Genomic DNA, 26,130 nt, shown 5'->3' on the forward strand with positions numbered 1-26,130 from the left:
AATAATAGCCCGTACCGGGCTGTTCCTGACAACCGGAAGGTTGTTATTTTTTTCTCTATCTATATGGAAAGGCTGAGGCTGTATATAGATTCAGTAGCGGGGGGAGAGCACAAATGAAGAGCCTACAAGGGAAGTCGATTATACTCGGAATCACCGGCGGTATTGCTGCGTATAAGGCGGCGGCGCTGACCAGCAAGCTTACCCAGAAGGGGGCCGAGGTGCATGTCATTATGACGTCATCGGCCAAGCAGTTCATTACAGAGCTGACGCTCCAGTCGTTGTCAAAGCAGCGGGTGTATAGTGATACGTTCCAGGAGCGAGACCCGTCTTCGATTTCGCATATTGATCTGGCAGATGCCGCCGACCTGGTTCTGATTGCTCCGGCTACGGCCAACATTATCGCCAAGATGGCCCACGGCCTGGCAGATGATATGCTGTCCACCACGCTTCTTGCTACAACAGCGCCTATTATGGTAGCTCCGGCAATGAATGTCCATATGTATCAGCATCCGGCAGTCCTTAGCAATATGGATACCCTGTATAACAGAGGCGTTCAGTTTATTGAACCCGGAGAAGGGCTGTTGGCCTGCGGGTATGTGGGCAAGGGACGGCTCGAGGAACCGGAAGAGATCGTGAAGGTGGTTGAGAACTTTTTTGTACTGCAGAAGGAGAAGACCTCCGGGCCGCTTGCCGGCAAAAAAGTGGTAATTACCGCAGGAGGAACAGTAGAACGCATAGATCCTGTCCGTTATATCTCCAACGATTCCTCGGGTAAAATGGGCTTCGCCCTCGCGCGCGCAGCGCGCGCCATGGGAGCCGCGGTGACGCTGATTGCCGCGCGTACCGATGAAGCGCCGCCCCGTGATGCCGGTATTGATCTGATCCGCGTCCAGTCGGCACAGGAGATGCACGATGCGGTCCTGGCCCGCTGGAGTAATTGCGATATTCTTGTAAAAGCAGCGGCGGTTGCCGATTACCGTCCACGCGAGAGCAGTGACTCGAAGATTAAGAAGAGCGGCAGCACTATGACGCTGGAGCTGGTGAAGACAACTGATATTCTGGAGAGTTTGGGCAGAAGCAAGGAGAAGCAGTTCCTGATCGGCTTTGCCGCCGAGACCGGCAACACCGAATTTTATGCCAAGGATAAGCTGGTCCGCAAGAACCTTGATCTGATCGTAGCCAATGATGTGGCCGTAGAAGGCGCGGGATTCGGCACGGATACCAACATTGTCAAGGTGTATGATGCCGAAGGTCTGGTGCTTGATCTTCCGCTGGCTTCCAAGGATGAGGTGGCGCGCCGGATTCTGCGGCTGGCAGCTGAGCGTGTTGCCGGAGCCTTACTATAATGGATATTGCCAAGGTCATTGTCGATGTTCCTGTACGCAGCACCGACCGGCCGTTTGACTATATTATCCCGGACGCTCTGAAGCTCTGGATTGAAGTGGGCAGCCGTGTGGCTGTTCCGTTCGGTCCCCGCACGGTCCAGGGGTTCGTAGTGTCCCTGGAATCGGGGGAGACCGGCGGTGTCTCGCGGATGAAGCCGATTGTAGAAGTACTGGATCTGCTTCCTCCACTGTCGCCGGAGCTCGTTGAGCTGGCCGACTGGATGAGCCAAAGATACGCCTGCAGACGGATCTCCGCACTGCAGGCGATGCTTCCGACTGCCCTGAAGGGCAAAGCCGAGCGCCTAATCTCGCTTGGGAGTACAGAGGAGGAGGCCAGCGCCCCCGCAGATGAGCTGTTTCCTCTCTTCCTGGAGGCGGATAACGAAGAACAGCAGATCATTGATTTCATTAGGCGACACAGTGAGGTATCCATGAAGCTGCTGACCCGCACCTTCCCTGAGGCTGCAGAGACGATTAAGTTTATGGTGCGGCGCGGCGTACTGGCAGAGAGCCAGTCGATTAAGGATAAAATGGGCAAAAAGAAGCTCAAGGCCGTCGACCTGGCTATTGGCCTGTCAGCAGCCCGGGAGTCGCTCTCCAGCTTCCCGGCGCGTTCGGCGCGCCAGAAGGAAGTGCTCTCCTACCTCATTGATATGGAAGCCATGCTGCCGATGCCGCTCAAGGATATTCTGGCGATCCTTCAGGTTACTGCGGGCACGGTCAAAGCACTTGCAGACAAGGGTTATATTGAAATCAGTGAAATTGAAGTCTACCGTGACCCTTACCAGGGACGGGACTTCAAGCCAAGTACCCCGCTACCGCTGACAGCGGAGCAGGAGATTGTATACAAGCGGATTGTGGGCACTGTAGAGCAGCAGACGCATGAAGTCTTCCTGCTGCACGGGGTGACCGGCAGCGGGAAGACGGAGATCTATCTCCAGACGATCCAGCGCTGCATCGAGCAGGGACGGCAGGCAGTGGTGCTGGTGCCTGAGATTGCGCTGACTCCGCAGATGGTGGAACGGTTCAAGGGCCGGTTCGGCAGCGGGGTGGCGGTGATGCACAGCAGGCTGTCTGTCGGCGAACGTTATGACGAGTGGCGCAAGATCCGCGAAGGCAAGGCGATGGTTGCGGTCGGAGCACGCTCAGCCGTGTTCGCTCCGTTCGCCAATCTGGGCCTTATTATTATGGATGAAGAGCACGAAGGCTCCTATAAGCAGGAGGAGAATCCGAAATATCATGCCCGTGATGTGGCTGTCCGCAGGGCAGAGCAGGGCGGGGCCGTGGTTATTCTGGGCTCTGCAACACCTTCACTGGAGAGCTATCATGCTGCCAGATCGCAGAGCGATATCCACTTCTCGCCGGTTCTGCTGGAGATGCCGAGCCGTGCGCTCGGCAACGAGCTGCCGAAGGTGGCAGTAGTTGATATGCGTGAGGAGCTTAAGGAAGGTAACCGTTCCATGTTCAGCCGCAGACTGCATGCCGCTCTGGTGAGCAGACTGGAGCGCGGTGAACAGACGGTGCTGCTGCTCAACCGCAGAGGCTTCTCGACCTTCGTCATGTGCCGGAGCTGCGGCTATGTTGCCGGCTGTCCGGAATGCGATATCTCGCTGACCTACCACAGCCGCAGCGATAATCTGCGCTGCCACTACTGTGGTCATGCCGAACCGGCGCCTAAGCTGTGTCCGGAATGCGGCAGTGAGCATATTCGTTTCTTCGGGACCGGGACACAACGGGTAGAGGAAGAGCTGGGCAAGCTGTTCCCCGGTATCCGGGTTATCCGTATGGATGTGGACACGACCACAGAGAAGGGCTCGCATGAGAAGCTGCTGAACCAGTTCAGGGACAAGAAGGCCGATGTGCTGCTGGGTACACAGATGGTCGCCAAAGGACTAGACTTCCCCGATGTAACTCTGGTTGGGGTCATTACTGCGGATTCTGCGCTCAATCTGCCTGATTTCCGGGCGGCTGAGAAGACCTTTCAGCTCTTGACGCAGGTTGCCGGCCGTGCGGGGCGGCATCAGCTCCCCGGCGAGGTGGTGGTGCAGTCGTATACACCGGAGCATTATTCGATTATCCATGCCAGCGGGCATGATTACCGTTCATTCGTCCGGGACGAGCTGAAGCACCGCAAGGAGCTGCATTACCCGCCTTATTGCCGTCTGATTCTGGTCACCCTGTCGCATGAGCAGCTTCCGCTGCTGCTGAAGCTGGCGGAGAACTATGCGCTCAGCATTCAGGGCAAAGCCAGACAGCTGCGCTGGTACGGCAGTCTGGACAAGCTCTCCTCGGATGCGCTGGATCTGCTGGGACCGGTGGCCTCGCCGCTGCCCCGGCTGAAGGGGCGGTACCGTTTCCAGTGCATCATCAAATGGCGCGGTGCGATTGACGCCATTGCGCTGGCACGCACGGTGGCGGAGGAGCTTGAGGATTCCGTCCGCGATAAAGGTCTGCAGATCAGCATTGATGTCGATCCGCAGATGTTGATGTAATCCTCCGGCGTGTTACAATAGTAAGGCGGTTTTGCCCTAAGGAATCGATAAAATTAATGATATGTATAGAACAAGGATGGTGTTAGTGTAAATGGCGATCAGGCTGATTGTGAAAGAACCGGATGAAGTATTGCACAAGAAAGCGAAGACGGTAACCACCGTTACCCCTAATGTACAAAAATTGCTTGATGATATGGCCGATACGATGTATGACGCGGAAGGCGTAGGTCTCGCAGCCCCGCAGGTAGGCATTCTGAAACGGCTGATTGTAATAGATGCCGATGAAGAGCATGGGTTGATCAAGTTAATCAATCCCGAGATCGTCAGCATGGAAGGTGAGCAGTTCGGACCCGAAGGCTGTCTGAGTATTCCGGGCCTGAACGGGGATGTCCGCCGTGCTGAGACAGTGACCGTACACGGCCTGAACCGCGAGGGCGAGGAAGTGACCATTACCGGAAGCGGCCTGCTGGCCCGGGCTTTTCAGCATGAGATTGACCACCTGAATGGCGTGCTGTTCACGGATATTGCTGAGAAGGTCTATGAATACACAGCAGAGCGCAGTGAAACTGAGGAGTGAATGAAATGAGAATAGTGTTCATGGGAACACCGGCCTTTGCAGTCCCCTCCTTGCGGATGCTGCTGGAAGAGGGCTATGAGGTAGTGGCCGTGGTGAGTCAGCCGGACCGGCCGCAAGGCCGCAAGAAGACGCTGGTGCCATCCCCGGTGAAGGCGGCTGCACTCGAGCTGGGCTTGCCGGTCCTTCAGCCTGAACGGCTGCGCCGTCCTGAATCGGTGGCTGAACTGGCTGCCTATGAGCCGGATCTGATTGTTACCGCCGCATATGGACAGATTCTACCCAAGAGCGTTCTTGAGCTGCCGGCGAACGGATGTGTGAATGTTCATGGCTCGCTTTTGCCCAAGTACCGGGGCGGTGCTCCGATACAGCGCTGTATCATGAACGGCGAGAAGGTGACTGGTGTGACACTGATGTATATGGCGGAAGGACTGGACACCGGAGATATGATCTCACGGGTGGAGGTAGCGATAGAGGATGACGATACCTCAGGCACGCTGTTTGAGAAGCTCAGCGTTGCCGGACGGGAGCTCCTCAAGGCAGAGATGCCGCGACTGGCAGCCGGCCGTGTGGAAGCTGCCGTGCAGGATGACAGTGAAGCAACCTATGCGCCGAATCTAAGCCGGGAAGATGAACGGATCGACTGGGGCCGGGGCTCGCTGGAGCTATACAACCAGATCCGCGGTCTGGTGCCGTTCTCGGGTGCGTTCACCCTGTGGAACGGCGAGACCTTCAAGGCATGGGCTGCGGTGAAGCCGCAGGCGGTGGGACAACCGGGCGGCAGTGTGGCTCCGGGCACCGTGCTGTCCGTGAGCGAACGCGGCATTGAGGTGAAGACCGGCGACGGGGCCATCCTTCTTACAACCGTTCAGCCTGCCGGTAAAAAGGCCATGAGCGCAGCCGACTTCAGCCGTGGTGCAACTCTTGCACCCGGCACGGTGCTCGGTTGAGCGCGGGCGGCAAGGGAGGCGGCGGACAACGTCCGCATCCTTCCGGCAACCAGCCAGCGGCCTCCGGCCGGAAGCCTGCCGCAGGCAGAACCGGCGGAGCGGGCCGGAACCGGCAGGGCGGCAAGCCCGCTGCGCCGGCTTCTGCACGTGAGGTTGCTCTTGATATTCTGGTGCGTGTAGAGCAGCAGGGCGCGTACAGCAACCTGCTGCTGGGAAGCAGTCTGCAGAAAGAGGGCCTCAGCCGTGAGGATACGGGACTTGCTACAGAACTTGTGTACGGAACCCTCTCGCGTATGATTACCCTCGATTATGTCCTCAGCAGCTTCGTCAGCAAAGGGATAGCCAAGCTGGAGCCTTGGGTAAGGAGTCTGCTGCGGTTAAGCCTGTACCAGATCATGTATCTGGACCGGGTGCCTTCGCATGCAGCCGTTAACGAGGCTGTGAATATCTCCAAGAGACGCGGCCATCAGGGCATCTCGGGTATGGTCAACGGCGTGCTGCGCAGTGTGCTGCGGGCCGGAGATCTGCCGGTATTGCCTGCGGGGCTGAGCCGGGAAGAGCGGATCTCCATCCTGCACTCCCATCCCCTATGGATGGTGAAGCGCTGGTCAGCGGAATATGGCCCGGATACAGCTGAAGCCATGTGTGCGGCGAACAATGAGCCGCCAGCAGTCAGTGTCCGTGTCAATACAACGATGATTAGCCGGGAGGCCATGCTGGCAGAACTGCTTGAAGCCGGTCTGGATGCCGCAGAATCGAAGGTGAGCCCTGCGGGGCTGGTTATCCGTGGCGGCGGCAATCTGGCACTGACCTCCTGGTACCGGGACGGCTATCTGTCTGTTCAGGATGAGAGCTCGATGCTGGTAGCCGAGGTTGTCGCTCCCGAAGCCGGAATGAAGGTGCTGGACTGCTGCGCTGCCCCCGGCGGTAAGAGCGCCCATATGGGTGAACTGATGAAGGACGAGGGCTCAATACTGGCCAATGACCTGCATGAGCATAAGGCTAAGCTCATTGCCGAGCAGGCAGTACGCCTAGGCTTGGAGTGCATCACCACTGCTAGCGGGGATGCACTGGAGCTGGGTGTTGCCCTCCAGCCGGAATCCTATGACCGGCTTCTGCTGGACGCTCCTTGCTCGGGGCTTGGGGTCATCCGCCGCAAGCCTGATTTGAAATGGCGCAAGCAGCCGGAGGATATTGCAAGCGTAGCTGCGCTGCAGCTTGAGCTGCTGCAATCGGTCTCCGGGCTGCTGAAGCCGGGAGGCGTGCTGGTCTACAGTACGTGTACTACCGAGCAGGCGGAGAACAGCCGGGTTATTGCTGCTTTTCTTGAGCGCAATCCCGGCTTTGCTCCGGTAAGCTTCAAGTCAGCCGTCTGGGAACGGCTGGAAGGAACCGCACTTGCTGCCGGTGACGGCATGCAGCTGCTCCCGCATCATTATGGCAGCGACGGCTTCTATATTGCCCGGCTGGAGCGACTCTTGTAATATAGCGATTGTGCTTCCGGACTACAGCTTCCCGCCCGCAGATTCATCCGCGCGGCGGGCTTTTCTTTTACCGGTTCTAAGTTTTGTGTTAAAATAGGAAGAATGAGAAACAATACGCATATAATTTATGAAAGCACAGGTGCAAAAATACAATGAAACCTTTAATATATGATTTTTCATTAGAAGAGTTACAGCAATGGGCTAAGGACAATGGAGAACCGGCTTTTCGCGGCGGGCAGATCTTTGACTGGCTGTATGTGAAGCGGGTTAATGACTTCGAATCTATGAGTAACCTCTCCAAGGCACTCAGAGCCAAGCTGGTTGACCAGTTCAGTATTTCGGCGCTCACCGAGATTACGAAGCTGGAGTCCAAGGACGGCACCGTGAAATTCCTGTTCGGTCTGCATGATGATCATGCGATTGAGACAGTTATTATGAAGCATAATTATGGTAACAGTGTGTGTGTGACCACCCAGGTAGGCTGCCGGATCGGATGTACCTTCTGTGCATCTACCCTGGGCGGTCTCAAGCGGGATCTGACTGCAGGAGAGATCGTTGCCCAGGTAGTCCGCTCCCAGCAGATTCTTGATGCGCGCGGCGAACGTGTCAGCAGCATTGTCATTATGGGGACAGGCGAACCCTTCGAGAATTATGATGCAACTATGAGATTCCTCCGTCTGATGATCCATGAAAAGGGCCTGAATATCGGCCAGCGCCATATCACTGTATCCACCAGCGGAATTGTGCCGAACATCTACAAATTCGCCGATGAAGATACTCAGATTAATCTGGCGATCTCAATTCATGCTCCTAACGATACGCTCCGTTCCAAGCTGATGCCGGTGAACCGCCGCTATCCGTTCGACGATGTAATCGAGTCCCTGCGCTATTATCAGGCCAAGACAGGCCGCCGGATCAGCTTCGAGTACGCCTTGATCGGCGGCGTGAATGATCAGAAGGAGCATGCAAAGGAGTTGGCTGGTGTGCTGAAGACCATGCTCTGCCATGTGAATCTGATCCCGGTCAATCATGTGCCTGAGCGCAAATATGTCCGGACTTCCCGCAATGATATCTTTGAATTTCAGCGTATACTGGCCGATCATGGCGTGAATGTTACCATCCGCCGTGAGCAGGGCCATGATATTGCGGCCGCATGCGGACAGCTGCGCGCCAAACATATGGAGTTGGGGTGAGGATATTTGATCAGAACAGTTCAAGCCAGCGACATTGGCCGGGTACGTACCGTCAATGAGGATTCAGTCTGGATCGGCGCCACGCGCCACGGTTATACCCTAGGCATTATTGCCGACGGAATGGGGGGACATCTGGCTGGCGATACCGCGAGCAGGCTTGCACTTGAGACGGTTAGGGGGATTCTGGACCAGCTGGAGCCTGATCTCCCGGAAGCAGAGCTGAAGGAAGCGCTGACTGCCGCCATCATGGAAGCCAATAACACAGTTCACAGAGAAGCTCAGAGCGATGAGAAGCTCCATAATATGGGGACGACCATCGTTGCTGCATTGCTGAAAGGGTCGGCAGGCTATATCGGCCATATCGGAGACAGCAGGGCTTATCTGATCCGTGACGGTGAGGCCAGGCAGCTAACCGAGGACCATACGCTGGTGAATGAGCTGTTCAGGAACGGCCAGATCAGTCTTGAGGAGCTGGATAATCATCCCCGCCGCAATGTGCTTACCAGGGCGCTGGGGACGGATACAGTGGTCTCTGCGGATCTGGCATATGTTACGCTTGCGATTGGTGAGCTGCTGCTGCTGTGCAGCGACGGGCTCAGCAATTATGTCAGTCTGGAGCATCTGGGCAAGGTAGCCGGAATTCATGAAATATCTCTGGAAGAAAGAGCTGAGCGATTACTTCAACTGGCATTGCTTGCGGGCGGCAGCGATAATATAAGCGTTGCTATGCTGGAACACCAAGGAGAGGCCGCAGTGCCCGAGACAAAGGAGTGGGAAAGATGATCGGTCACGAATTGGGCGGCCGTTACCAAGTCATCGAACGGATCGGCGGAGGAGGCATGGCGCTTGTCTATAGAGCCCATGATATTCTGCTTAACCGGAATGTTGCTATCAAAGTACTGCGCAATCAATTTGTGCATGATGAGGAATTCATCCGCCGGTTCCGGCGGGAGGCGCAATCAGCTGCATCGTTATCTCATCCCAACGTAGTCAGCATATACGATGTCGGCCAGGAAGATGAAATTCATTATATCGTTATGGAGTATATTGAAGGCAAGAACCTGAATGAAATTATTAAAGAGCGGGCACCGATGCAGGTGGATGAGTCCGTGCGGATTGCCTCGCAGATTTGTGATGCGCTGGATCATGCGCATATGAACCAGATTATTCACCGCGATATTAAACCGCATAATATTCTGATCGGACGTAACGGGCGGGTTAAGGTTACCGACTTCGGGATCGCCCGGGCAGTTACTTCTACTACGATTACCCAGACGGGATCTGTGGTCGGTTCCGTGCATTATTTCTCGCCGGAGCATGCCAAGGGCGTAACTACAGGCGAGAAGTCGGATCTTTACTCCTTAGGCATCGTACTGTATCAGATGCTTACGGGTGTATTGCCTTTCTTGGGGGAGAGTCCGATCAGCGTGGCACTGAAGCATCTGCAGGAGGAATTCGAGGAGCCGCGCCTGCTGAATCCGCTGATTCCGCAAAGCGTGGAGAATGTTATTCTCAAGTCGATGCGCAAGAACCCGGAGGAGCGCTACCAGTCTGCCAAGCAAATGCTGCAGGATCTGGAGACCTGTCTGCTGCCTGAACGGCGCAGCGAAGCTAAGATGCTGTTCCAGGATGATGAGGATGAGGACAGAACACGTATCATTCCGGCGATCAAGCCGCTCCAGCGCGGGCTAAGCAGCCGTGGCGGCGGAGACGAGCGAATCCGCAGTATGGAGGAAGCTCCGCCGCCTGCTGCCGCGAAGCGTAAGAACCGCGCTGCACTGTGGATCAGCCTTACACTGGTCGTGTTAATCGCCATGACCGGAATTGTGTGGTATGTCAATTCCAAGCTGTCGGTCGATGAAGTCTCGGTGCCTGCAGTGACAGGGAAGACCTTCCAGGAGGCCAAGGCTGAGCTTGAGGCGGTGGGACTGTTTGCTGAAGAGCCTGCGCTGGTTGAGTATAATCCTAATTTCGAAGAGAATATTGTCTGGAAGCAGAACAAGACCAATACGATGGTCAAAGAAGGAACTCATATTATCCTGACGGTAAGTGCCGCCAAGGTTCTTCCTAAGCTTAAGGATATCTCTAACCTGAGTTATGATGATGCTGTCAAGGAGCTAATCGCCCTTGGTATTGCCCAGGATAGAATTGCAACACCGGATGAACGCTATAGTGAAGAGTTTGCCAAAGGTAAGGTCATTAGCTCTGAGCCTGCCGCAGGCGCAGAATATGATCCTGAGACGGTAACTGTCAAGCTGATCGTGAGCAAAGGCAAAGAAAGCACCCAGATGCCGGATCTCCTCGGGAAGACGGAGAAGGAAGCCAAGGCTGCGCTGGAGAGCGTAGGTCTGGTGCTGGATGCGGTCAAGGAAGAGCCGAGCTTCACTTACGAGAAGGGTAAGGTTACGAAGCAGTGGGCATATGAAGCAGGAGATTTGGTCCCTCCAGGCGAGAAGATCACTATCTACATTAGTACCGGGTATCCCGATGAGGCACTGGAATTCACCTTTAATGTTCCTGTAGCGCCGGCCGCAGAAGGCAAGAAAAGCAAGATCCGCATTGTCTTTGCAGATGCGCGCAACAATGGCGAGAATCAGGAATGGGGCACGCGCACAATTGGCAAAAGCCAGATCTTATCCGTAAACATGCTGCTTGCCCCTAATAAAGACGGCATGGTATCTGTCTACCGGGACGGAGAGTTCCTGGAGACTTATCCGATCACTTATGTCGATGTCAAGAATAACACGGTGCAACAGCCTGAACCGCCTCCGGAGGAGACACCGACGCCTGCACCGACGGTCGCTCCGACCGAGCCTGTTCAGCCTGTTGAGACTCCAGCTCCCGACCCGACAGCAGATCCGGCGATTATTCCGCCGGACACCGGCGAAGGAGAGGTGACGGGCGAGACGGACCAGACGGGTTATGTTCCGGGTAACGGACAGAATAACAATGAACTGGCATCCGCCCTCAGCAATGGCAACAGTAATGGTAAGGGGAAAAGTAATGGTAACGGTAAGGGCCCTGACAACAAGCCAGGCAAAGATAAAGGCCATAAATAATAGAACAGATAAGCTTCAGCCGGGCTGCCGGGAATACGGGCAGGGTTGAAGCAGCGAAATGACCCGGGGGACTTCACACTTGGGTCATTTGCGTAAATATACAGGAGAGGAAGGCTCAGCATGTATGCCTGAAGGAATCATAATTAAAGCGTTAAGCGGATATTACTATGTTAAGCCGCTCAAGGATGAACAGATTGTAACTGAGGAAGAGGCGGTACAGTGCCGGGGGCGCGGCATTCTGAAGAAGAAAGGAATTGCGCCGCTGGTCGGTGACCGGGTAATCTATATGCTGACCGAGAACGGAGAGGGTATGGTAGATGAACTGCTTCCCCGTGAATCGGAGCTGATCCGCCCGCAGGTGGCTAACGTGAAGCTGGCAGTGCTGCTGTTCTCCGTGCGGGAGCCGGATATGAATCTAAATCTGCTGGACAAGTTCCTGGTTCATATCGAGCATTCAGGCCTGGAGACGCTGATTGTGCTCACGAAGCAGGATCTGGCCGAGGATGAAGGGCAGGCTACGGAAGCCGTCAAAGCTCTATATGAGCAGATTGGTTACGAGGTTATGGTCACAAGCTCACTGAACGGATCTGGTGCGGATGAGCTGCGTCAGCGACTGGCCGGAATCATCAGCGTCTTCTCAGGACAGTCAGGCGTAGGGAAGTCCACATTGCTTAACCGGCTTGTGCCGGGTCTTGCGCTGGAGACAGGGGAGATAAGCCTCCGTCTCGGACGCGGGCGTCATACGACACGCCATGTAGAGCTGATGGATATAGGTAATGGCGGGTTTGTGGCCGACACTCCGGGCTTCAGCCAGCTGGATTTCCTGGAGCTGGGCGTAGAAGAATTGTCGGAGTGCTTCCGTGAGTTCGCTTCCTACGCGGAGAATTGCAAATTTCGCGGCTGCAGCCATCTGCACGAACCGGGCTGCAAGGTGATAGAGGCCTGGGAGTCCGGAGATATTGCAGATAGCCGTTATGAGCATTACAAGCTGTTCTTTAATGAAATGAAAGATAAAAAGCGGAGGTATTAAACTCATGGTAAAAATTGCTCCTTCCATATTGTCAGCAGATTTCGCAGCGCTTGGTGCAGAGGTAGCCGAAGCGGAAGCCAGCGGTGCGGACTGGATTCATGTAGATGTGATGGACGGACATTTTGTGCCGAATATTACGCTGGGTCCCGCAATTGTGTCAGCGGTGAGAGCCCATACTTCTTTGCCTCTGGATGTGCATTTAATGATAGAGAACCCGGAACGCTATATCGCTGATTTTGCCGCTGCGGGCGCTTCCGTGATTACGGTTCATGCCGAAGCCTGCGTACATCTGCACCGTGTAATTCATCAGATCAAGGAGCTTGGCCTGATGGCAGGGGTGGCCATTAATCCGGCTACACCCGCAGCGGCGGTGCGTGAGGTTCTGGAGGATGTGGATATGGTGCTTGTGATGACCGTCAATCCGGGCTTCGGCGGGCAGGCCTTCATTCCGCGCACACTGCATAAGATTACGCAGCTCCGGAAGTGGGCGGAAGAGATCCATCATAAGGGCCTGCATATCGAGGTAGACGGCGGAGTAGCCGAAGCTACGGCACCGCTTGTAGCTGAAGCAGGGGCCGATGTGCTTGTGGCAGGCAATGCGGTGTTCGGCCGCAGCGACCGCGCAGGAGCGATCAAGGCCATTCGTGAGGCGGCGGACAGTGCAGTGCAGTAATAGGAGCTGATGCCCATCTACTATTAAATGAATTGACCCTCAATCTGCTGCATTCGCATACGGAAGGTATAGGCCAAGTTGTGGTCGCATAAATATGGTTACATGAGCAGAAATCTCATGTAGCCTTTTTTGCGGAGGTCTGCAATCGATGGAACATTCTTCATCTAGACAGGATCGTCTCCTACTGCACGGCATGAATTGATGGGAGGGTTAATCATGAAATTTTACACGTTCAAGCTGCCAAGATTTTTGGGAGGTTTTGTTAAAGCGATTTTGAACACGTTTCAGAAGAGTTAGGTTTAAGAAGACAAGTAAATATGAAAAAAAGCACCTTACGAATGTAAAGGGTGCTTTTTGCTACAAATATAATATCTCTTCTATTCTCGCTGAAACGGATACCGTCTATGAAAGAACGGCATATCCGTTTCTACTTGGTATGAGATATCGCCAGGCCCGGGAATGATCGGAAACTAGACGCGTTCAACTTTACCGGATTTCAAAGCACGGGTGCTGACGTACACGCGTTTCGGTTTGCCGTTCACCAAGATACGAACCTTCTGAACGTTAACTCCCCAAGAGCGACGGTTGCGGTTGTTAGCGTGAGACACGTGGTTACCGCTACCCGGTTTCTTGCCTGTTACTGTACATGTGCGGGACATAGATTACACCTCCTTGTTACTTACACCTGCGTAAAACAATACTTGAATATCATATCACAGCAAAAATTGCTTCGTCAACCGATTCAAAAACATTTATTTCTGCAGACTCTTATAGTACAATATAAATTAGTGCATTATGTCCAGTTGATCATTGAATTGATTAGGCATGAAGTTAGGAAGGGGAATTCTCATTGAGTAAGCGTTCTATAAACGGGACAGATTTTACCGCAATGGTACTAGCCGGTGCGGAAATGCTGCAGCAGCATGCCGAGCATGTCAATTCATTGAATGTGTTTCCGGTGCCGGATGGCGATACGGGCACAAACATGAATCTGACGATGACCGCAGGCGCGAACGAATTGAAGAGAAACAACACAGCCTCTGTCGGTCAATGTGCGGGAGTGCTGTCGAAGGGACTATTGATGGGCGCGCGCGGGAACTCCGGCGTTATTTTATCACAGCTGTTCAGAGGTCTTGGACGTTATGCGGCCCAATATGATGAGCTTAACACACAGCAGTTCGCTGCAGCGCTGCAGACCGGGGTGGATACCGCCTATAAGGCAGTGGTGAAGCCGGTTGAAGGCACCATTCTTACGGTCGCCAAGGAAGCTGCCAGACATGCAGTGTATTATGCACGCCGCACAACGGATATTATCGAGCTGATGACTGAAGTCCTGGCCAAAGCTAAGGAAGCCTTGGCATATACGCCTGAGCAGCTCCCTGTGCTGAAGCAGGTGGGTGTGGTGGATTCGGGGGGCCAGGGTCTGGTCTACATCTATGAAGGCTTCCACCAGCATCTGACGAGCGGAGCAGTCTCAGCACCTGTACAGACTCCTGTGCAAGGACAAGCTGCGGCCCCTGTATCCGTGCCGTCGCCGGTGCTAACCAAACCTGAGCATGCGTTGTCTTCCGTACAGTCTTCCGCGCAATCGCAGCTCCATACGGAAGATATTGAATTTTTATATGATATGGAATTTTTCATTAACCGTCAGCTTGGCGCATCCGTGAAAGCAAATTTTGATGAGGAAGCTTTTCGGAAAGCGTTATCAGTTAACGGGGATTCGATCATCGTGATCTCGGATGATGAGACGATCAAGGTGCATGTGCATTCCAAGACTCCCGGAGAGGTGCTTAACCTGGCGCTCGTCCACGGAGAGATTACCCAGATTCACATCCTTAACATGCGTGAGCAGCACCGCGATCTGTTGACTGCCGGTATGGACATCGCACCGATGCCGGATGTTTTTGCTGATATCCCGGAAGAGAAGGCCAGCGTGCAGGCACCGGCGGTTCCTCCTGCGGACGATCTGGCGCCGTACGGCTTCATTGCGGTCTCCTCGGGAGACGGGATTTCGGATATCTTCCGCAGCCTGGGTGTCGATGCGATTCTGGCCGGCGGCCAGACGATGAATCCGAGTACAGAGGATTTCGTGAATGCGATCTCTTCCATTTCCGCGAAGCATATCTATATTCTGCCGAATAACTCCAATATCGTCCTGGCTGCACAGCAGGCCAAGGAGCTGCTGGAGGGCGAACGTGAGATTACAGTGATTCCGAGCAAGAGTATTCCTCAGGGAATCTCGGCAGCCTTTGCCTTCCAGGAAGAGGAGGCGGTAGATACCAACACCAGCAACATGCTGGAGGCGATTGCCCAGGTCAAATCCGGGCAGATTACCAATGCTGTACGGGATACTGTGATGGAGGATCTGGAGATCAAATCCGGTCAGTATATCGGCATCGAGAGCTCCAAGATCGTTGCAGCTGCCGATGACTTACTCACGGTCAGCAAGGAGCTATTGTCAAGCATGCTGGTGAATGGTGACGAGATCGTTACGGTGCTGACCGGTGCGGACACCGAGGCAGACATTACGGATGCCCTCGGCAGCTGGCTGGAAGAGACGTACCCGCAGGTTGAGGTTGAGATTCATGAAGGCGGCCAGCCGCTGTACTATTATCTTTTCTCAGTCGAGCCTTAGAATCTCTTAAATGTCTCAAGCAAGCAGAGTGGCGCAGCCAAATCATAGTATGGGGAGGAACATTATGAATCGTACCGTAATCGTTACCGACAGCACCTCCGATATCCCGCCTGCTCTGGCGGAGCAGTACGGCATTGAAGTCGTTCCGCTGACGCTGATGTTCGGCGAAGAGGCATTTCGGGATAATGTAGATATGACTCCGGAACAGTTCTACGAGCGTCTTCCCCGCTCGCCGCAAATGCCGACCACTTCGCAGCCGTCTCCTGTAGAATATATGAATGTATACCGCACTATACAGGAGAAGCATCCGGGCAGTTCAATTCTGTCCTTCCATATCTCCTCCGGCTTAAGCGGTACCTACCAGTCTGCTGTCATGGCCAAATCCATGCTGGAAGAGGAGGGAGACGCTATCACTGTGGTGGATAGCCTCTCCGCCTCCTACGGCTTCGGGTTCATGGTTGTGGAAGCCGCCCGGCTTGCAGAACAGGGGCATGCTCCTGCGGAGATTCTGGCGAAGGTGGAGAGTCTGCGTCAATCCCGCAAGCTGTATTTCCTCGTGGATACACTGGAATATCTGCAAAAGGGCGGAAGAATCGGCAAGGCATCGGCCATCCTGGGCACACTGCTCAATATCAAGCCGATCCTGTCCATTGATGCGGAAGGCATTATCTATGCGGTAGAAAAGGTCAGAGGGCGCAAGAAGGCAGTCGCCCGCATGATCGAGCTGTTCAAGGCAGATCTGCCGGGTGTGAATACAATACATGTGGCCGTGGGTCATACGGCTGAACCGGCTTCCGGCGAAGAGTTCCTGCGGGAATTAGCCGGACATTTCACCTTGAAAGAGAAGGTTCTGACCAATGTCGGCCCGGTTGTGGGCAGTCATGTCGGTAACGGAACCTTAGCCGTATTCATCTGGCCCGCTTAAGGTTAGGGGATGAACATGGTGCTTACTTTGGATTCAATTGAAGTGAAACAAATAACTGGCGTGAGCGCTCAAAAGCAAAGCGAGCTTCACGCCTTTGGCGTCTTTACAGTGAAGGATCTGCTGGAGTATTACCCTTTCCGGTATGAGGACTTCCGTCCGAAATCTCTTAGTGAGGTCAAGCACGGCGACAAGGCAACCGTGATAGCCAAGGTCATCGGCATTCCGGTGCTCAAGCGCTTCGGGGGCAAATCCCGTATGAGCTGCAAGATGGTGGCCGAGCCGTGGATGTTCACCGCTACGTGGTTTAACCAGCATTATGCGCGTGAACAACTGACGGTCGGCCGTGAAGTGGTGCTGACGGGGAAGTGGGATCAGAAGCGCAATCAGATTACGGTGACTAACTATGAATTCCCGGACCGGGGCGAAGGCAAGACAGGAACGCTGCAGCCGGTATACTCCGTCGGTGGCAAGATTACGCAGTCCTGGATTCGCCGGATTATTGGCCAGGCGTTGCAGCAGTACGGGGACCTGATCCCTGAGATTCTGCCGCACAGCATTATGAGCAAATATGACTTCATGTCACGCAAGCGGGCGATTGCCACGATTCATCAGCCGGAGGATACGCGCGAGGGCCAGCAGGGAAGACGCCGGATGGTGTATGAGGAGCTGTTCCTGTTCCAGCTGAAGGTACAAGCCTTCCGCGTGCTGAACCGTGGCCGGATGGATGGCGTAGTTCATACTGTGGACAATGCAACAGTGAGGCAATTCGTGCGCAGCCTGCCGTTTGAGCTGACCGATGCCCAGAAGCATGTGGAGCTGGAGATTCTGCAGGATATGCGTTCAGGGTATTGCATGAACCGGCTGCTTCAAGGCGATGTGGGCTCCGGCAAAACGGTACTCGCGGCCATAGCGCTCTACGCAACTGTAAAATCCGGATTTCAGGGTGCGCTGATGGTGCCGACTGAAATCCTGGCAGAGCAGCATATGCGCTCGCTCACGAGGATGTTCGAGCCCTTCGGTATTACCGTGGGCCTGCTGACCGGCAGCGTAACCGGCCGCAAACGGAAGGATCTGCTGGCCGATCTACAGATGGGTATGCTGGATGTGGTCGTCGGGACTCATGCGCTGATCCAGGAGGATGTCTTCTTCCGCAGCCTGGGGCTTGTGGTTACGGATGAGCAGCACCGCTTCGGGGTGAACCAGCGCAGTGTCCTGCGGCGCAAGGGGTATAACCCGGATGTGCTGACGATGACCGCCACTCCAATCCCGCGGACGCTGGCAATCACCGTCTTTGGGGATATGGATGTGTCTACGTTATCCGAACGGCCGAAGGGGCGTGTGCCGATTACCACCTACTGGGTGAAGCCGGATCTGCTGGAGCGGGTGATGAATCTGATCAGCCGGGAGATTGAGCAAGGGCGGCAAGCTTATCTGATCTGTCCGCTGATTGAGGAGTCAGAGAAGCTGGATGTACAGAATGCGATTGATCTGCATGTGCAGATGTCGCAGGCTTTTCCTAATTATAAGGTGGGCTTGCTTCACGGGAGAATGACACCGTCCGAGAAGGACGAGGTCATGCGGAACTTCTACAGCAACGAATTGCAGCTTCTGGTGTCTACAACGGTCGTAGAGGTCGGTGTCGATGTCCCGAATGCCACGCTGATGATTATCATGGACGCTGACCGCTTCGGGCTGTCTCAGCTGCATCAGCTGCGCGGCCGGGTCGGCAGAGGAGAGCATGCTTCCTACTGTGTGCTGATGGCTGATCCGAAGTCGGAGATCGGGCGCGAGCGGATGACTGCAATGACAGATACGGATGACGGGTTCGAGGTATCACGGCGGGATCTGGAGCTGCGCGGACCGGGGGATTTCTTCGGGACGAAGCAGAGCGGCCTGCCCGAATTCCGGCTGGCGGATATGACCGCTGACTTCGAGACGCTGGAGCTGGCGCGCGATGATGCTGCGGAGCTGCTGCGGGAGGCTTCCTTCTGGACCTCGGCGGATGTTGCGCCGCTGCGCGGGTATTTGCAGCAGGAACAAATTTTTCAGGGGGATTTAATTGACTGAACAGGCACATCCGGGCACCTGCCTTCATATACTGTGAATGATTGGATATGACAGGAGGTGCTGTACTTGGGTTATCAGCAATATGGAATCAGTCCCCAGCTGGTGGATCGCATCAAGCTGAAGATGAAGAATCCGGCGGTCAAGGAACGCGTCAAGAATATGATTACCGGCATCTCCAAGCAGGAGCTGCAGGATACAGCAGTTGTACGTAAGCTGGTGCGTAATGCCTCGTCGGTGATGCATGAGAAGCTGACGTCTGCACAGGAAGAACAAATTGTGAAATTCGTCATTGCCCAAAAGATTGATCCGAACAATACGTTTCACCTGATCCGCTTATGGGGAATGTTCCGCTGACAAATAGCGGGATGCAGGAGGCTCCGATAGGCGTGTAATCCAAAAAGCGTTCCCGTGTGTTACTTACGGGAACGCTTTTTACTTGCTTTGTGCCGCTATGGAAGGCCATAGGGCTTAGCCCGGCGGCTTATTACGGAAAAGCGCTGAGATCCGGTTGTTCCGCGCGGCATTAATCACAATCTTGCTGTCCTGATCACAGTCATGCACGATAGAGGCAAGCTGCTCTTCCTCCAGCCTGCTGGCCAGACAGAATACTGTCCCTGGCTCTCCCTGCGGTCCAGTGGATCGTACCAGCTTCACCTCGCGGTCCAGCGACTGCTGGAGCTTGCGCCGGATCTCCTCGCATTTGCTGCTGGTAATGAACACCGCCTGCGTGAGCGAGAGGTCCCTTAAGGAGAACCGCAGCGCTTCAAAGGCAAGCAGGTAGGCGATGATACTATACATCGCCTGATCCCAGCCGAATAATGATCCGCCGTAGAGCAGGATGAGCATGTTGAACAGCATAATCGGCATCTCAGCCGATTTGGGCGGTCCTCCGTTCAGCAGCCGTACGCTCTGCTTCTCGCTTCCTGCGGTCAGCCCGCCGAAGCGTACAGAGATGCCCAGGCCGAACCCGAGGCATAGCCCCCCGGCAATGGCCGCGGGCAGCGGCTCACTGATTGCCGCCGGGAAATGGTGCAGGGCCAGGGACCCTGCCGTCAGGCAGATCAGGCCAAGCATCGTATACAAGGCAAAACGGAGATTAATCTGCCTGCGCGACATCAGAATAAACGGAAGGTTGAACAGGAACAGGAATAATCCAAGCCGCATTTCAGTCACATGGGACAGCAGGGCGGATAACCCGGCAATGCCGCCCGGAAGCAGCTTATGCGGCATCAGGAACAGCTCCAGACCAACAGCTGCAAGTAGTCCTCCGCCTACAATGGACAGCAGACGCAAGGTCTTCGAATAACGTAAGGGTGAAGCATTTCTATATCTGACTTTCATAAGATTTCCTCCTTTCAGCAGGAAACCGGTATTTGTGTTGCGGATTACGGTGGTTGCACCTTCATTCAGCGTACAGCCGCACTCCTACGAAATGCGAATTATATTTGAGCGGAATCAGCAGCAGCCGCTTCAGCAGAATGTAAATGAAAGGGAGCAGAGAGACACAGAGCAGCAGCCCGGGAGGTCCGGACTCCAGTGTCAGAGGGTTCTCACGGGGAGCGAGCCGGATGGCCTGCGCATCATAAATCTGCGTATGATGCACGCGCACCGGTTGGGCCAGCTTATGCTCATAGCGGTCCGGCCTTACAGAATGCATCTCAGGCTCTTGTTCATGCAGCATCTGTAGAGCCATGATCAGAAAAGTCAGCAGCAGTACCGGAAGGAACACAGTCTTCAGCAGATCCTTCAGCGTCAGACGCGTCCAATCTCTCCTCATGAGAACACCTCCTTTTTTGTTCATTGTAGTTAAAGCATATCATAGGATCTTAGCAGGGCCAAATATAATACACTGTTATTTTCAGGTTTGCGTACGCGAAATAACGAAACCGGCGCTGCTACACTGCGTATTCTCTAGTAAATTGAACTTTTTGTGAAAAAATTATCGGAAGAAGGGGTTAATTTGCATAATGCAGGCGTATATAACGTTTTGTACCCGGCAGCGTCCAGCAGCCAGAGCGGATTTTTCACGGAAGGGCCGTTCTTGTTAAAGCTCATTCTGCTGCTGATCGCAGGCTTTGTTGCATACACGGTTTGGAGAGGGCTCAAGACCTGGATGACGAACCAAACCAGTCCTCTGCAATCAAGGGTCGTTACGGCAGTAGCCAAACGCACAGAGGTCTGGGGAGGAAGAGGGCATATGGGGACCCATACGAGTTATTATGTGACCTTTGAGTTCCATAATGGCAGCCGCAGAGAGCTTGAAGTGAAGCCGAAGGCGTATGCCATGATTGTGGAGGGGGACCGGGGGGAGCTGTCGTACCAGGGCAGCCGGTTCAAAGGATTCGTTCGGGCAGGGATGCAAAGGGACAGCGGGGTCAGCAGGTGATTATTGAAGTGATAATTTGCAGCAAAAAATGCAGGGAAGCGGCCCGGGCGCTAAGTAAGCGGGCCCGTACAGTCTTCCTTGCATTTATTGTGTCCGGGTCTAGAGCACGCGCTGCATGTGCAGAATTACGTTGCTCCAGTATCCGCTGTCCAGCTCGCTGATCTGCACGCCGGGGTCGCCCCAGGTGTGAATGAAATTACCGCCGCCGATGTAGATGCCTACATGACCGGGCACTGCGTCGCTCTCAAAACGTCCGGGTACGGTGAAGAAGATCAAATCGCCGGGCTCCAGCGAGCTGCGCGACACCCGTCTGCCGATATTGTCCTGATCTTTGGCCAGACGGGGCAGATCCACCCCGAATTTCTGAAAGACATGGCGTGTAAAGGACGAGCAGTCGAAGCGCTTGGTCTCTTCATAGGGGCCAGCGCCGAAATCGTAAGGTACACCGAGAAACTTTTTGGCATAGGAGACCAGCTCTCCCGTGTCCACGTTCGATACACTCTGAATCCGCAACGGCTTCGCAGCCTCCACCTTGCCGGAGCCCTCTGTACTCTCCCTGTCGGAAGGAGTCGCGATATTGATCTCGCCAGTAACAGGATTCCAGCCGACCTCGGTCTGCAGCAGCTTGGACAAGGCGGTGGGGGTGATATAGATTTGACCTTCACGGCGGACGGGGACATCGGGAAGGGTGATTTTCTGGCCCAATGAGAACACCTGGCTGGAATCCGGCCGCAGCATATACATGACATCACTATAGCCGAGCTTGGTATAGCCGCCGCTTGCCGTGTCATCCTTCATCCGGAAGCCGATGGAGGCGACAGCCGGTTTGAGCGGAATCCAGTACTTGCCTTCCTTGTCGGTAAAAGAATTCTTCTCATAATAGCTGCCCGCAAATGTTCCGGTTGGGGTCAGCGAGTTAACCTTGGGAGTGCTGTCCTTGCTGGTGTAGCTGCAGGCGGTTGTTCCCGTAATGGCAGTAACTAGGATAGCGGAGGACAATAAAATTTTGCTTGTACGCAGATTGATTATTGGCATAGGGCACGCTCCATCTTCAAACTTTAAGGTAAGTTTGTGCAGGACCGCTTTTTTTATGTGCTGCAGGCTTTAGCAAACAATGTCAAGATAAACCGCAGATTGTTGAAGCGAGGGGATACTCATTGTGCGTATTTTGTAAAATATGGACCCCACTTAAATGATTGACGGGAAATCAACCTACATATAATATATGTTTAATAGATTCGGGGAGCGGATGGGGACAGGGTGCGGGCGTTCGCTTTAATGCTTTTAAAGATGAAAGCGATAATGCTGGACCGCTAGCCCAGGTTCTCGCGCTGAACCCGTACAAGAAGAGGGGTTATCAGATGAAGACGAAGAAGATTTGGATGGGGCTTAGTATGGCCTTGATGCTCGTAGCTGCCGGTTGCGGGAACAATAATGCTGCAGTGAAGAATGACGCGGGCACCGGGAATACTCCGGCCGCAGCAACGGAAGCCCCAGCCTCGGGTGCAGGCTCCGGCGATGCCAAGTCCTATAAGATTGCCATCTCGCAATATGTGGAGCATCCGTCACTGGATGCCACCCGCGAAGGATTCCTGGCTGCGCTGAAGGATGCAGGGATTGTTGAAGGGGAGAACCTGAAGGTGGATCTTCAGAACGCCCAGGCCGATCAGGCCAACAACCTGTCCATTGCCCAGAAGATTGCCGGCGATAAGAATGATCTGGTGCTGGGAATTGCGACACCTTCAGCTCAGGCAGTTGTGCAGAAAGTCAAGGACACTCCGATTCTGTTCGCTGCGGTAACCGACCCTCTCGATGCCAAGATTGTTAGCGATCTGGAGCATCCCGGAGGGAATGTGTCCGGCGCATCGGATACCAATCCGGAGTCGATTACCCGCCTGATGAACTTCATTGCCACGCAATTTCCCAAGGTGAAGAAGCTGGGCCTGGTCATTAATGAAGGAGAGCCGAATGCGGTAGTTATGGCTGATATCGCCAAGGGTGAGCTGGACAAGCACGGGATCGAGCTGGTGAAGGCGGCGATTACCAATACTTCGGAAGTGAAGCAGGCTGCAGAATCGCTTGTAGGGCGTGTAGATGCGCTGTATATTACGCTTGATAACTCCGTTGTCAGCGGCGTGGATTCGATTATCCAGACGGCTAACGACAACAAGCTTCCGTTCTTCTCAGCTGACCGTGATACGGTGGAGAAGGGTGCTTTTGCAACAGTAGGCTTCAAATACTATGATCATGGCTATCAGGTAGGCCAAATGGCGGTAGAAGTGCTTAAGGATGGAAAAAGTCCCGGTGATATGAAGGTGACGATGCAGGAGAAGCTGGACTTGGTCCTTAATCTCAAAGCAGCGGCAGCACAGGGAATTGAAGTAACGGATGCCATGAAGGCTGAAGTGGCTGATCCGGGCAATAATATTATTCAATAACATACAGGGTTCATAAACAGGGTGCGTCCGGAATGGGCGCCCTTTGCCGCTTAAGGGAGGAAGTCAGCAATGTATAATTCATTAATAGGGGCTCTGGAAATGGGCCTGCTCTACGCATTCATGGCACTTGGGGTGTATATTACCTTCCGTATTCTGGATTTTCCTGATCTGACGGTGGATGGAAGCTTCACAACCGGCGGCGCGATTGCTGCTGTGATGATCAGTAGCGGTTACTCTCCATTACTGGCGACTCTGTGCGCAATGCTCGGCGGAATGGCGGCAGGGATGTGTACCGGTCTGCTTCATACCAAAGGTAAAATCAACGGGCTGTTGTCCGGGATTCTGATGATGATTGCCCTGTATTCGATCAATCTTCGGATTCTGGTGAAGCCGAATGTCTCGTTGATGGGAGATGACACATTGTTCAGCTCCATGAATCCGCTGCTGGTCATGCCTTTTATCGTAGTGCTGGTCAAAATCCTGATGGATCTGTTCCTGCGCACCGATCTGGGACTGGCCCTGCGGGCTACCGGCGACAACTCGCGGATGATCCGCAGCTTCGGAGTGAACACGGATACAACAACCATTCTGGGAATCAGCCTGTCGAACGGGCTGGTGGCGCTCTCGGGCGCACTGATCGCCCAGTATTCTTCCTTCGCTGATGCTTCAATGGGGATCGGGATGATTGTCATCGGGCTGGCGTCGGTAATTATCGGGGAAGCAATTTTCGGTGCGAAGAACGTCTTCCGGGCGACACTGGCTGTACTGCTCGGCTCCATCGTGTACCGGATCGTTGTCGCTCTGGCCCTCCGGGTATCTTGGCTCAAGGCTTCCGATCTGAAGCTGATCACTGCAATTATCGTCATTATTGCCCTAGTCTTCCCGTCGGTTCAGCGGTATGTGAAGCAGAAGAGCACGGCCCGCAGACGGACCGCAGAGCTTGCTGAGCTGGCTCAGCGCAGTAAGCAGAGAGGAGGGGCCGCTAATGTTGAAGCTTGATAATGTGTGTAAGCTGTTCAACGCCGGTTCGCCGGATGAGAAGGTTGCACTGCTGGGAATCGATCTTGAACTGAAAGCCGGGGATTTCGTAACGATTATCGGCAGTAATGGTGCCGGCAAATCTACGCTTATGAATATTATCTCAGGCGTGATGAAGCCCGATCTGGGAGAAGCACGTATTGAGGGGAGCTCGATCAGCCATCTGGCGGAATACCAGCGTGCACGCTGGATCGGCCGGGTCTTCCAGGACCCGATGGCCGGGACTGCGCCGCATATGACGATTGAGGAGAACCTGGCTATGGCCTACAAGCGGGGCAAGTCCCGCGGGCTGTCCTTGGGTGTTAATGCGCACAGACGCACACTGTTCCGCGAACAGCTCAGCCGCCTGGGCATCGGCCTGGAAGACCGGCTGCGGGCTAAGGTGGGACTGCTCTCCGGAGGCGAGCGGCAGGCGCTGAGCCTGTTGATGGCGACCTTTACCCAGCCGCAGATTCTGCTGCTGGATGAGCATACAGCTGCGCTTGACCCATCGCGCGCGGAGCTAATCACCACCCTTACGGAATCCATTGTCCGTGAGATGAAGCTGACTACGCTGATGGTTACCCATAATATGGATCAGGCGATCCGGCTGGGCAACCGGCTCATCATGATGGATAAAGGCTCGATCATCCTTGATTTCGATGAGACGCGCAAGAAGGATCTGACGGTAGAGCGTCTGCTTGGCGAATTCGAAGCGATCAGCGGCCATAAGCTGGCTGACGACCGGATGATGCTGGGCTGATTCGGGATCATCATTCTTTAGCATTACGGCTTGATCTGCTGCCGGTTTAACCGTCGCGGGTCAAGCTTTTTTGCTATTTCAGGCGCTATGTTCCGATTCACTTCCAGGTATGAGAGGTAAAGTTAAGGGAAAGAACATAACTTGAACATCAAACACCAATGGAGGCGACTGCACATATGACTGCGAAGAAACTGGAAGGCAAGGTTGCGATTGTTACAGGAGGCGGCTCGGGTATCGGCCGGGCATCTGTGCTGGAGTTCGCCAGAAGCGGGGCCAAGGTGGCACTTCTGGACCGGACGGTGGAGAATGCGGAGAAGGTGGCCGCTAGAATCAAGCAGGAGGGCGGAGAAGCCGAAGTGTTTGAATGTGATATTGCTGATCCGCAGCAGGTGGAGCATGCCGTGAACCAGGTAGTGGAGAAGTGGGGACAGCTGGATGTGGTCTTCGCCAATGCCGGGATCAACGGCGCCATGACCCCGATTGAGACGATGGACATCGAGTCCTGGGATCAGACAATTCAGATTAATCTGCGTGGCACCTTCGCCACCGTCAAATATGCGATTCCTCATCTCAAGGAGAAGGGCGGCAGCATTCTGATCAACAGCTCGATCAACGGCAACCGGGTATTCTCCAATGTCGGGTTCTCTGCCTATAGTACGACCAAGGCGGGTCAGGTAGCTTTTATGAAGATGGCTGCGCTTGAGCTGGCCCAGTACAAGATTCGTGTAAACGCTATCTGTCCGGGAGCTATTACCACGAATATAGATGATAATACCTATCCTTCGGACGATCTCAAGGAAGTGCAGATTGAAGTGGAGTTCCCCGATGGCGGACAGCCGCTGGAGAAAGGGCCTGGACGTCCGGATCAGGTGGCCAAGCTTGCGCTGTTCCTGGCTTCTGAGGATTCGGATCATATCACCGGTACGGAAATCTACTGTGACGGAGCAGAATCGCTTCTGCACGGCTAATCCTTCTATAAGTCACTCATCGCTCATATGATGGGATAAGTGAGGTCTTCTCTGAAGCGGACGATGTTCCTTGCCGGAGCCTCAGGCAGTA

At 54.4% G+C, this 26,130-nt stretch carries 24 protein-coding genes; 20 read left to right on the top strand and 4 right to left on the bottom strand.

The features are described 5' to 3' along the window. The first annotated feature begins 113 nt into the window (after nucleotides 1–113). The 11 genes from coaBC (at nucleotide 114) to spoVM (ending at nucleotide 13,137) form a co-directional block, all read left to right on the top strand. The gene (coaBC, locus tag MKX63_RS25830) at nucleotides 114–1,346 is read left to right on the top strand and encodes a bifunctional phosphopantothenoylcysteine decarboxylase/phosphopantothenate--cysteine ligase CoaBC (RefSeq protein ID WP_341021194.1); all 1,233 of its coding nucleotides are present in this window, start codon (nucleotides 114–116) and stop codon (nucleotides 1,344–1,346) included. After that, nucleotides 1,346–3,877 (top strand): primosomal protein N', encoded by a 2,532-nt coding sequence (gene priA, locus MKX63_RS25835; protein WP_341021195.1) that lies wholly within the window; start codon nucleotides 1,346–1,348, stop codon nucleotides 3,875–3,877. Before coaBC ends, priA begins: the two co-directional genes overlap by 1 nt. 91 nt (nucleotides 3,878–3,968) lie before the next feature. Further along, nucleotides 3,969–4,454 (top strand): peptide deformylase, encoded by a 486-nt coding sequence (def, locus tag MKX63_RS25840; RefSeq protein ID WP_341021196.1) that lies wholly within the window; start codon nucleotides 3,969–3,971, stop codon nucleotides 4,452–4,454. A gap of 5 nt (nucleotides 4,455–4,459) precedes the next feature. Beyond that, nucleotides 4,460–5,401 carry a methionyl-tRNA formyltransferase gene (gene fmt, locus MKX63_RS25845; protein WP_341021197.1) on the top strand — a complete coding sequence of 314 codons (942 nt, stop codon included), beginning with the start codon at nucleotides 4,460–4,462 and terminating at the stop codon, nucleotides 5,399–5,401. Beyond that, nucleotides 5,398–6,885, top strand: coding sequence for a 16S rRNA (cytosine(967)-C(5))-methyltransferase RsmB (gene rsmB / locus MKX63_RS25850; RefSeq protein WP_341021198.1), 1,488 nt, complete (start codon nucleotides 5,398–5,400; stop codon nucleotides 6,883–6,885). The genes fmt and rsmB overlap by 4 nt, the downstream gene beginning before the upstream one ends. A 152-nt stretch (nucleotides 6,886–7,037) precedes the next feature. Next, on the top strand, nucleotides 7,038–8,078 hold the full coding sequence (gene rlmN, locus MKX63_RS25855) for a 23S rRNA (adenine(2503)-C(2))-methyltransferase RlmN (RefSeq protein WP_341021199.1): 1,041 nt from the start codon (nucleotides 7,038–7,040) through the stop codon (nucleotides 8,076–8,078). Nucleotides 8,079–8,084: 6 nt separating this feature from the next. After that, nucleotides 8,085–8,861 (top strand): Stp1/IreP family PP2C-type Ser/Thr phosphatase, encoded by a 777-nt coding sequence (locus MKX63_RS25860; RefSeq protein WP_341021200.1) that lies wholly within the window; start codon nucleotides 8,085–8,087, stop codon nucleotides 8,859–8,861. Next, a complete protein-coding gene (gene pknB / locus MKX63_RS25865) occupies nucleotides 8,858–11,137 on the top strand; it encodes a Stk1 family PASTA domain-containing Ser/Thr kinase (RefSeq protein WP_341021201.1) in 2,280 nt (759 codons plus the stop codon). The genes MKX63_RS25860 and pknB overlap by 4 nt, the downstream gene beginning before the upstream one ends. Before the next feature lie 124 nt (nucleotides 11,138–11,261). Continuing rightward, on the top strand, nucleotides 11,262–12,167 hold the full coding sequence (gene rsgA / locus MKX63_RS25870; protein WP_341021203.1) for a ribosome small subunit-dependent GTPase A: 906 nt from the start codon (nucleotides 11,262–11,264) through the stop codon (nucleotides 12,165–12,167). 4 nt (nucleotides 12,168–12,171) lie between these two features. Next, entirely contained in the window at nucleotides 12,172–12,840 is a 669-nt protein-coding gene (gene rpe / locus MKX63_RS25875; RefSeq protein WP_341021204.1) for a ribulose-phosphate 3-epimerase, read from the top strand. A 216-nt stretch (nucleotides 12,841–13,056) separates the two neighbouring features. Continuing rightward, complete coding sequence (gene spoVM, locus MKX63_RS25880) at nucleotides 13,057–13,137, top strand: stage V sporulation protein SpoVM (RefSeq protein WP_020431362.1); 81 nt, start codon at nucleotides 13,057–13,059, stop codon at nucleotides 13,135–13,137. 173 nt (nucleotides 13,138–13,310) lie between these two features. Here spoVM and rpmB read toward each other — a convergent pair whose 3' ends face one another. Continuing rightward, a complete protein-coding gene (gene rpmB, locus MKX63_RS25885; protein WP_076074411.1) occupies nucleotides 13,311–13,499 on the bottom strand; it encodes a 50S ribosomal protein L28 in 189 nt (62 codons plus the stop codon). Between the two features lie 191 nt (nucleotides 13,500–13,690). Between rpmB and MKX63_RS25890 the strand changes: the two genes are divergently transcribed. The 4 genes from MKX63_RS25890 to MKX63_RS25905 all read left to right on the top strand — a co-directional run bounded on the left by MKX63_RS25890 (nucleotide 13,691) and on the right by MKX63_RS25905 (nucleotide 18,821). Continuing rightward, the gene (locus MKX63_RS25890) at nucleotides 13,691–15,475 is read left to right on the top strand and encodes a DAK2 domain-containing protein (RefSeq protein WP_341021206.1); all 1,785 of its coding nucleotides are present in this window, start codon (nucleotides 13,691–13,693) and stop codon (nucleotides 15,473–15,475) included. A 64-nt stretch (nucleotides 15,476–15,539) separates the two neighbouring features. Then, nucleotides 15,540–16,400, top strand: a complete 861-nt coding sequence (locus MKX63_RS25895; RefSeq protein ID WP_341021208.1) for a DegV family protein — start codon at nucleotides 15,540–15,542, stop codon at nucleotides 16,398–16,400. 15 nt (nucleotides 16,401–16,415) lie between these two features. Continuing rightward, entirely contained in the window at nucleotides 16,416–18,467 is a 2,052-nt protein-coding gene (gene recG / locus MKX63_RS25900) for an ATP-dependent DNA helicase RecG (protein WP_341021210.1), read from the top strand. A gap of 66 nt (nucleotides 18,468–18,533) precedes the next feature. Further along, on the top strand, nucleotides 18,534–18,821 hold the full coding sequence (locus tag MKX63_RS25905; protein ID WP_076074422.1) for a stage VI sporulation protein F: 288 nt from the start codon (nucleotides 18,534–18,536) through the stop codon (nucleotides 18,819–18,821). A gap of 114 nt (nucleotides 18,822–18,935) precedes the next feature. On the opposite strand, the gene MKX63_RS25910 is transcribed toward MKX63_RS25905, so the two are convergent. Both MKX63_RS25910 and MKX63_RS25915 read right to left on the bottom strand, forming a co-directional pair. After that, nucleotides 18,936–19,808 carry a YitT family protein gene (locus tag MKX63_RS25910; RefSeq protein ID WP_341021213.1) on the bottom strand — a complete coding sequence of 291 codons (873 nt, stop codon included), beginning with the start codon at nucleotides 19,806–19,808 and terminating at the stop codon, nucleotides 18,936–18,938. A gap of 61 nt (nucleotides 19,809–19,869) precedes the next feature. Further along, nucleotides 19,870–20,244 carry a hypothetical protein gene (locus MKX63_RS25915; RefSeq protein WP_341021215.1) on the bottom strand — a complete coding sequence of 125 codons (375 nt, stop codon included), beginning with the start codon at nucleotides 20,242–20,244 and terminating at the stop codon, nucleotides 19,870–19,872. A gap of 153 nt (nucleotides 20,245–20,397) precedes the next feature. On the opposite strand from MKX63_RS25915, the gene MKX63_RS25920 reads away from it, so the two are divergent. Further along, a complete protein-coding gene (locus tag MKX63_RS25920) occupies nucleotides 20,398–20,853 on the top strand; it encodes a DUF2500 domain-containing protein (protein ID WP_341021217.1) in 456 nt (151 codons plus the stop codon). Nucleotides 20,854–20,952: 99 nt separating this feature from the next. On the opposite strand, the gene MKX63_RS25925 is transcribed toward MKX63_RS25920, so the two are convergent. Further along, complete coding sequence (locus MKX63_RS25925; RefSeq protein WP_341021218.1) at nucleotides 20,953–21,888, bottom strand: C40 family peptidase; 936 nt, start codon at nucleotides 21,886–21,888, stop codon at nucleotides 20,953–20,955. A gap of 326 nt (nucleotides 21,889–22,214) precedes the next feature. Here MKX63_RS25925 and MKX63_RS25930 point away from each other — a divergent pair, with 326 nt between their 5' ends. The 4 genes from MKX63_RS25930 to MKX63_RS25945 all read left to right on the top strand — a co-directional run bounded on the left by MKX63_RS25930 (nucleotide 22,215) and on the right by MKX63_RS25945 (nucleotide 26,039). Next, nucleotides 22,215–23,291: an ABC transporter substrate-binding protein gene (locus tag MKX63_RS25930; RefSeq protein ID WP_341021219.1), complete on the top strand. Its 1,077-nt coding sequence runs from the start codon at nucleotides 22,215–22,217 to the stop codon at nucleotides 23,289–23,291. A gap of 69 nt (nucleotides 23,292–23,360) precedes the next feature. Continuing rightward, entirely contained in the window at nucleotides 23,361–24,290 is a 930-nt protein-coding gene (locus MKX63_RS25935) for an ABC transporter permease (RefSeq protein WP_341021220.1), read from the top strand. Further along, complete coding sequence (locus MKX63_RS25940; RefSeq protein WP_341021222.1) at nucleotides 24,277–25,071, top strand: ABC transporter ATP-binding protein; 795 nt, start codon at nucleotides 24,277–24,279, stop codon at nucleotides 25,069–25,071. The genes MKX63_RS25935 and MKX63_RS25940 overlap by 14 nt, the downstream gene beginning before the upstream one ends. A 176-nt stretch (nucleotides 25,072–25,247) precedes the next feature. Further along, nucleotides 25,248–26,039, top strand: a complete 792-nt coding sequence (locus tag MKX63_RS25945; protein WP_341021224.1) for an SDR family oxidoreductase — start codon at nucleotides 25,248–25,250, stop codon at nucleotides 26,037–26,039. Nucleotides 26,040–26,130 lie beyond the last annotated feature (91 nt).

The sequence above is a fragment of the Paenibacillus sp. FSL R7-0179 genome (assembly GCF_038002265.1).
GTDB lineage: Bacteria > Bacillota > Bacilli > Paenibacillales > Paenibacillaceae > Paenibacillus_AQ.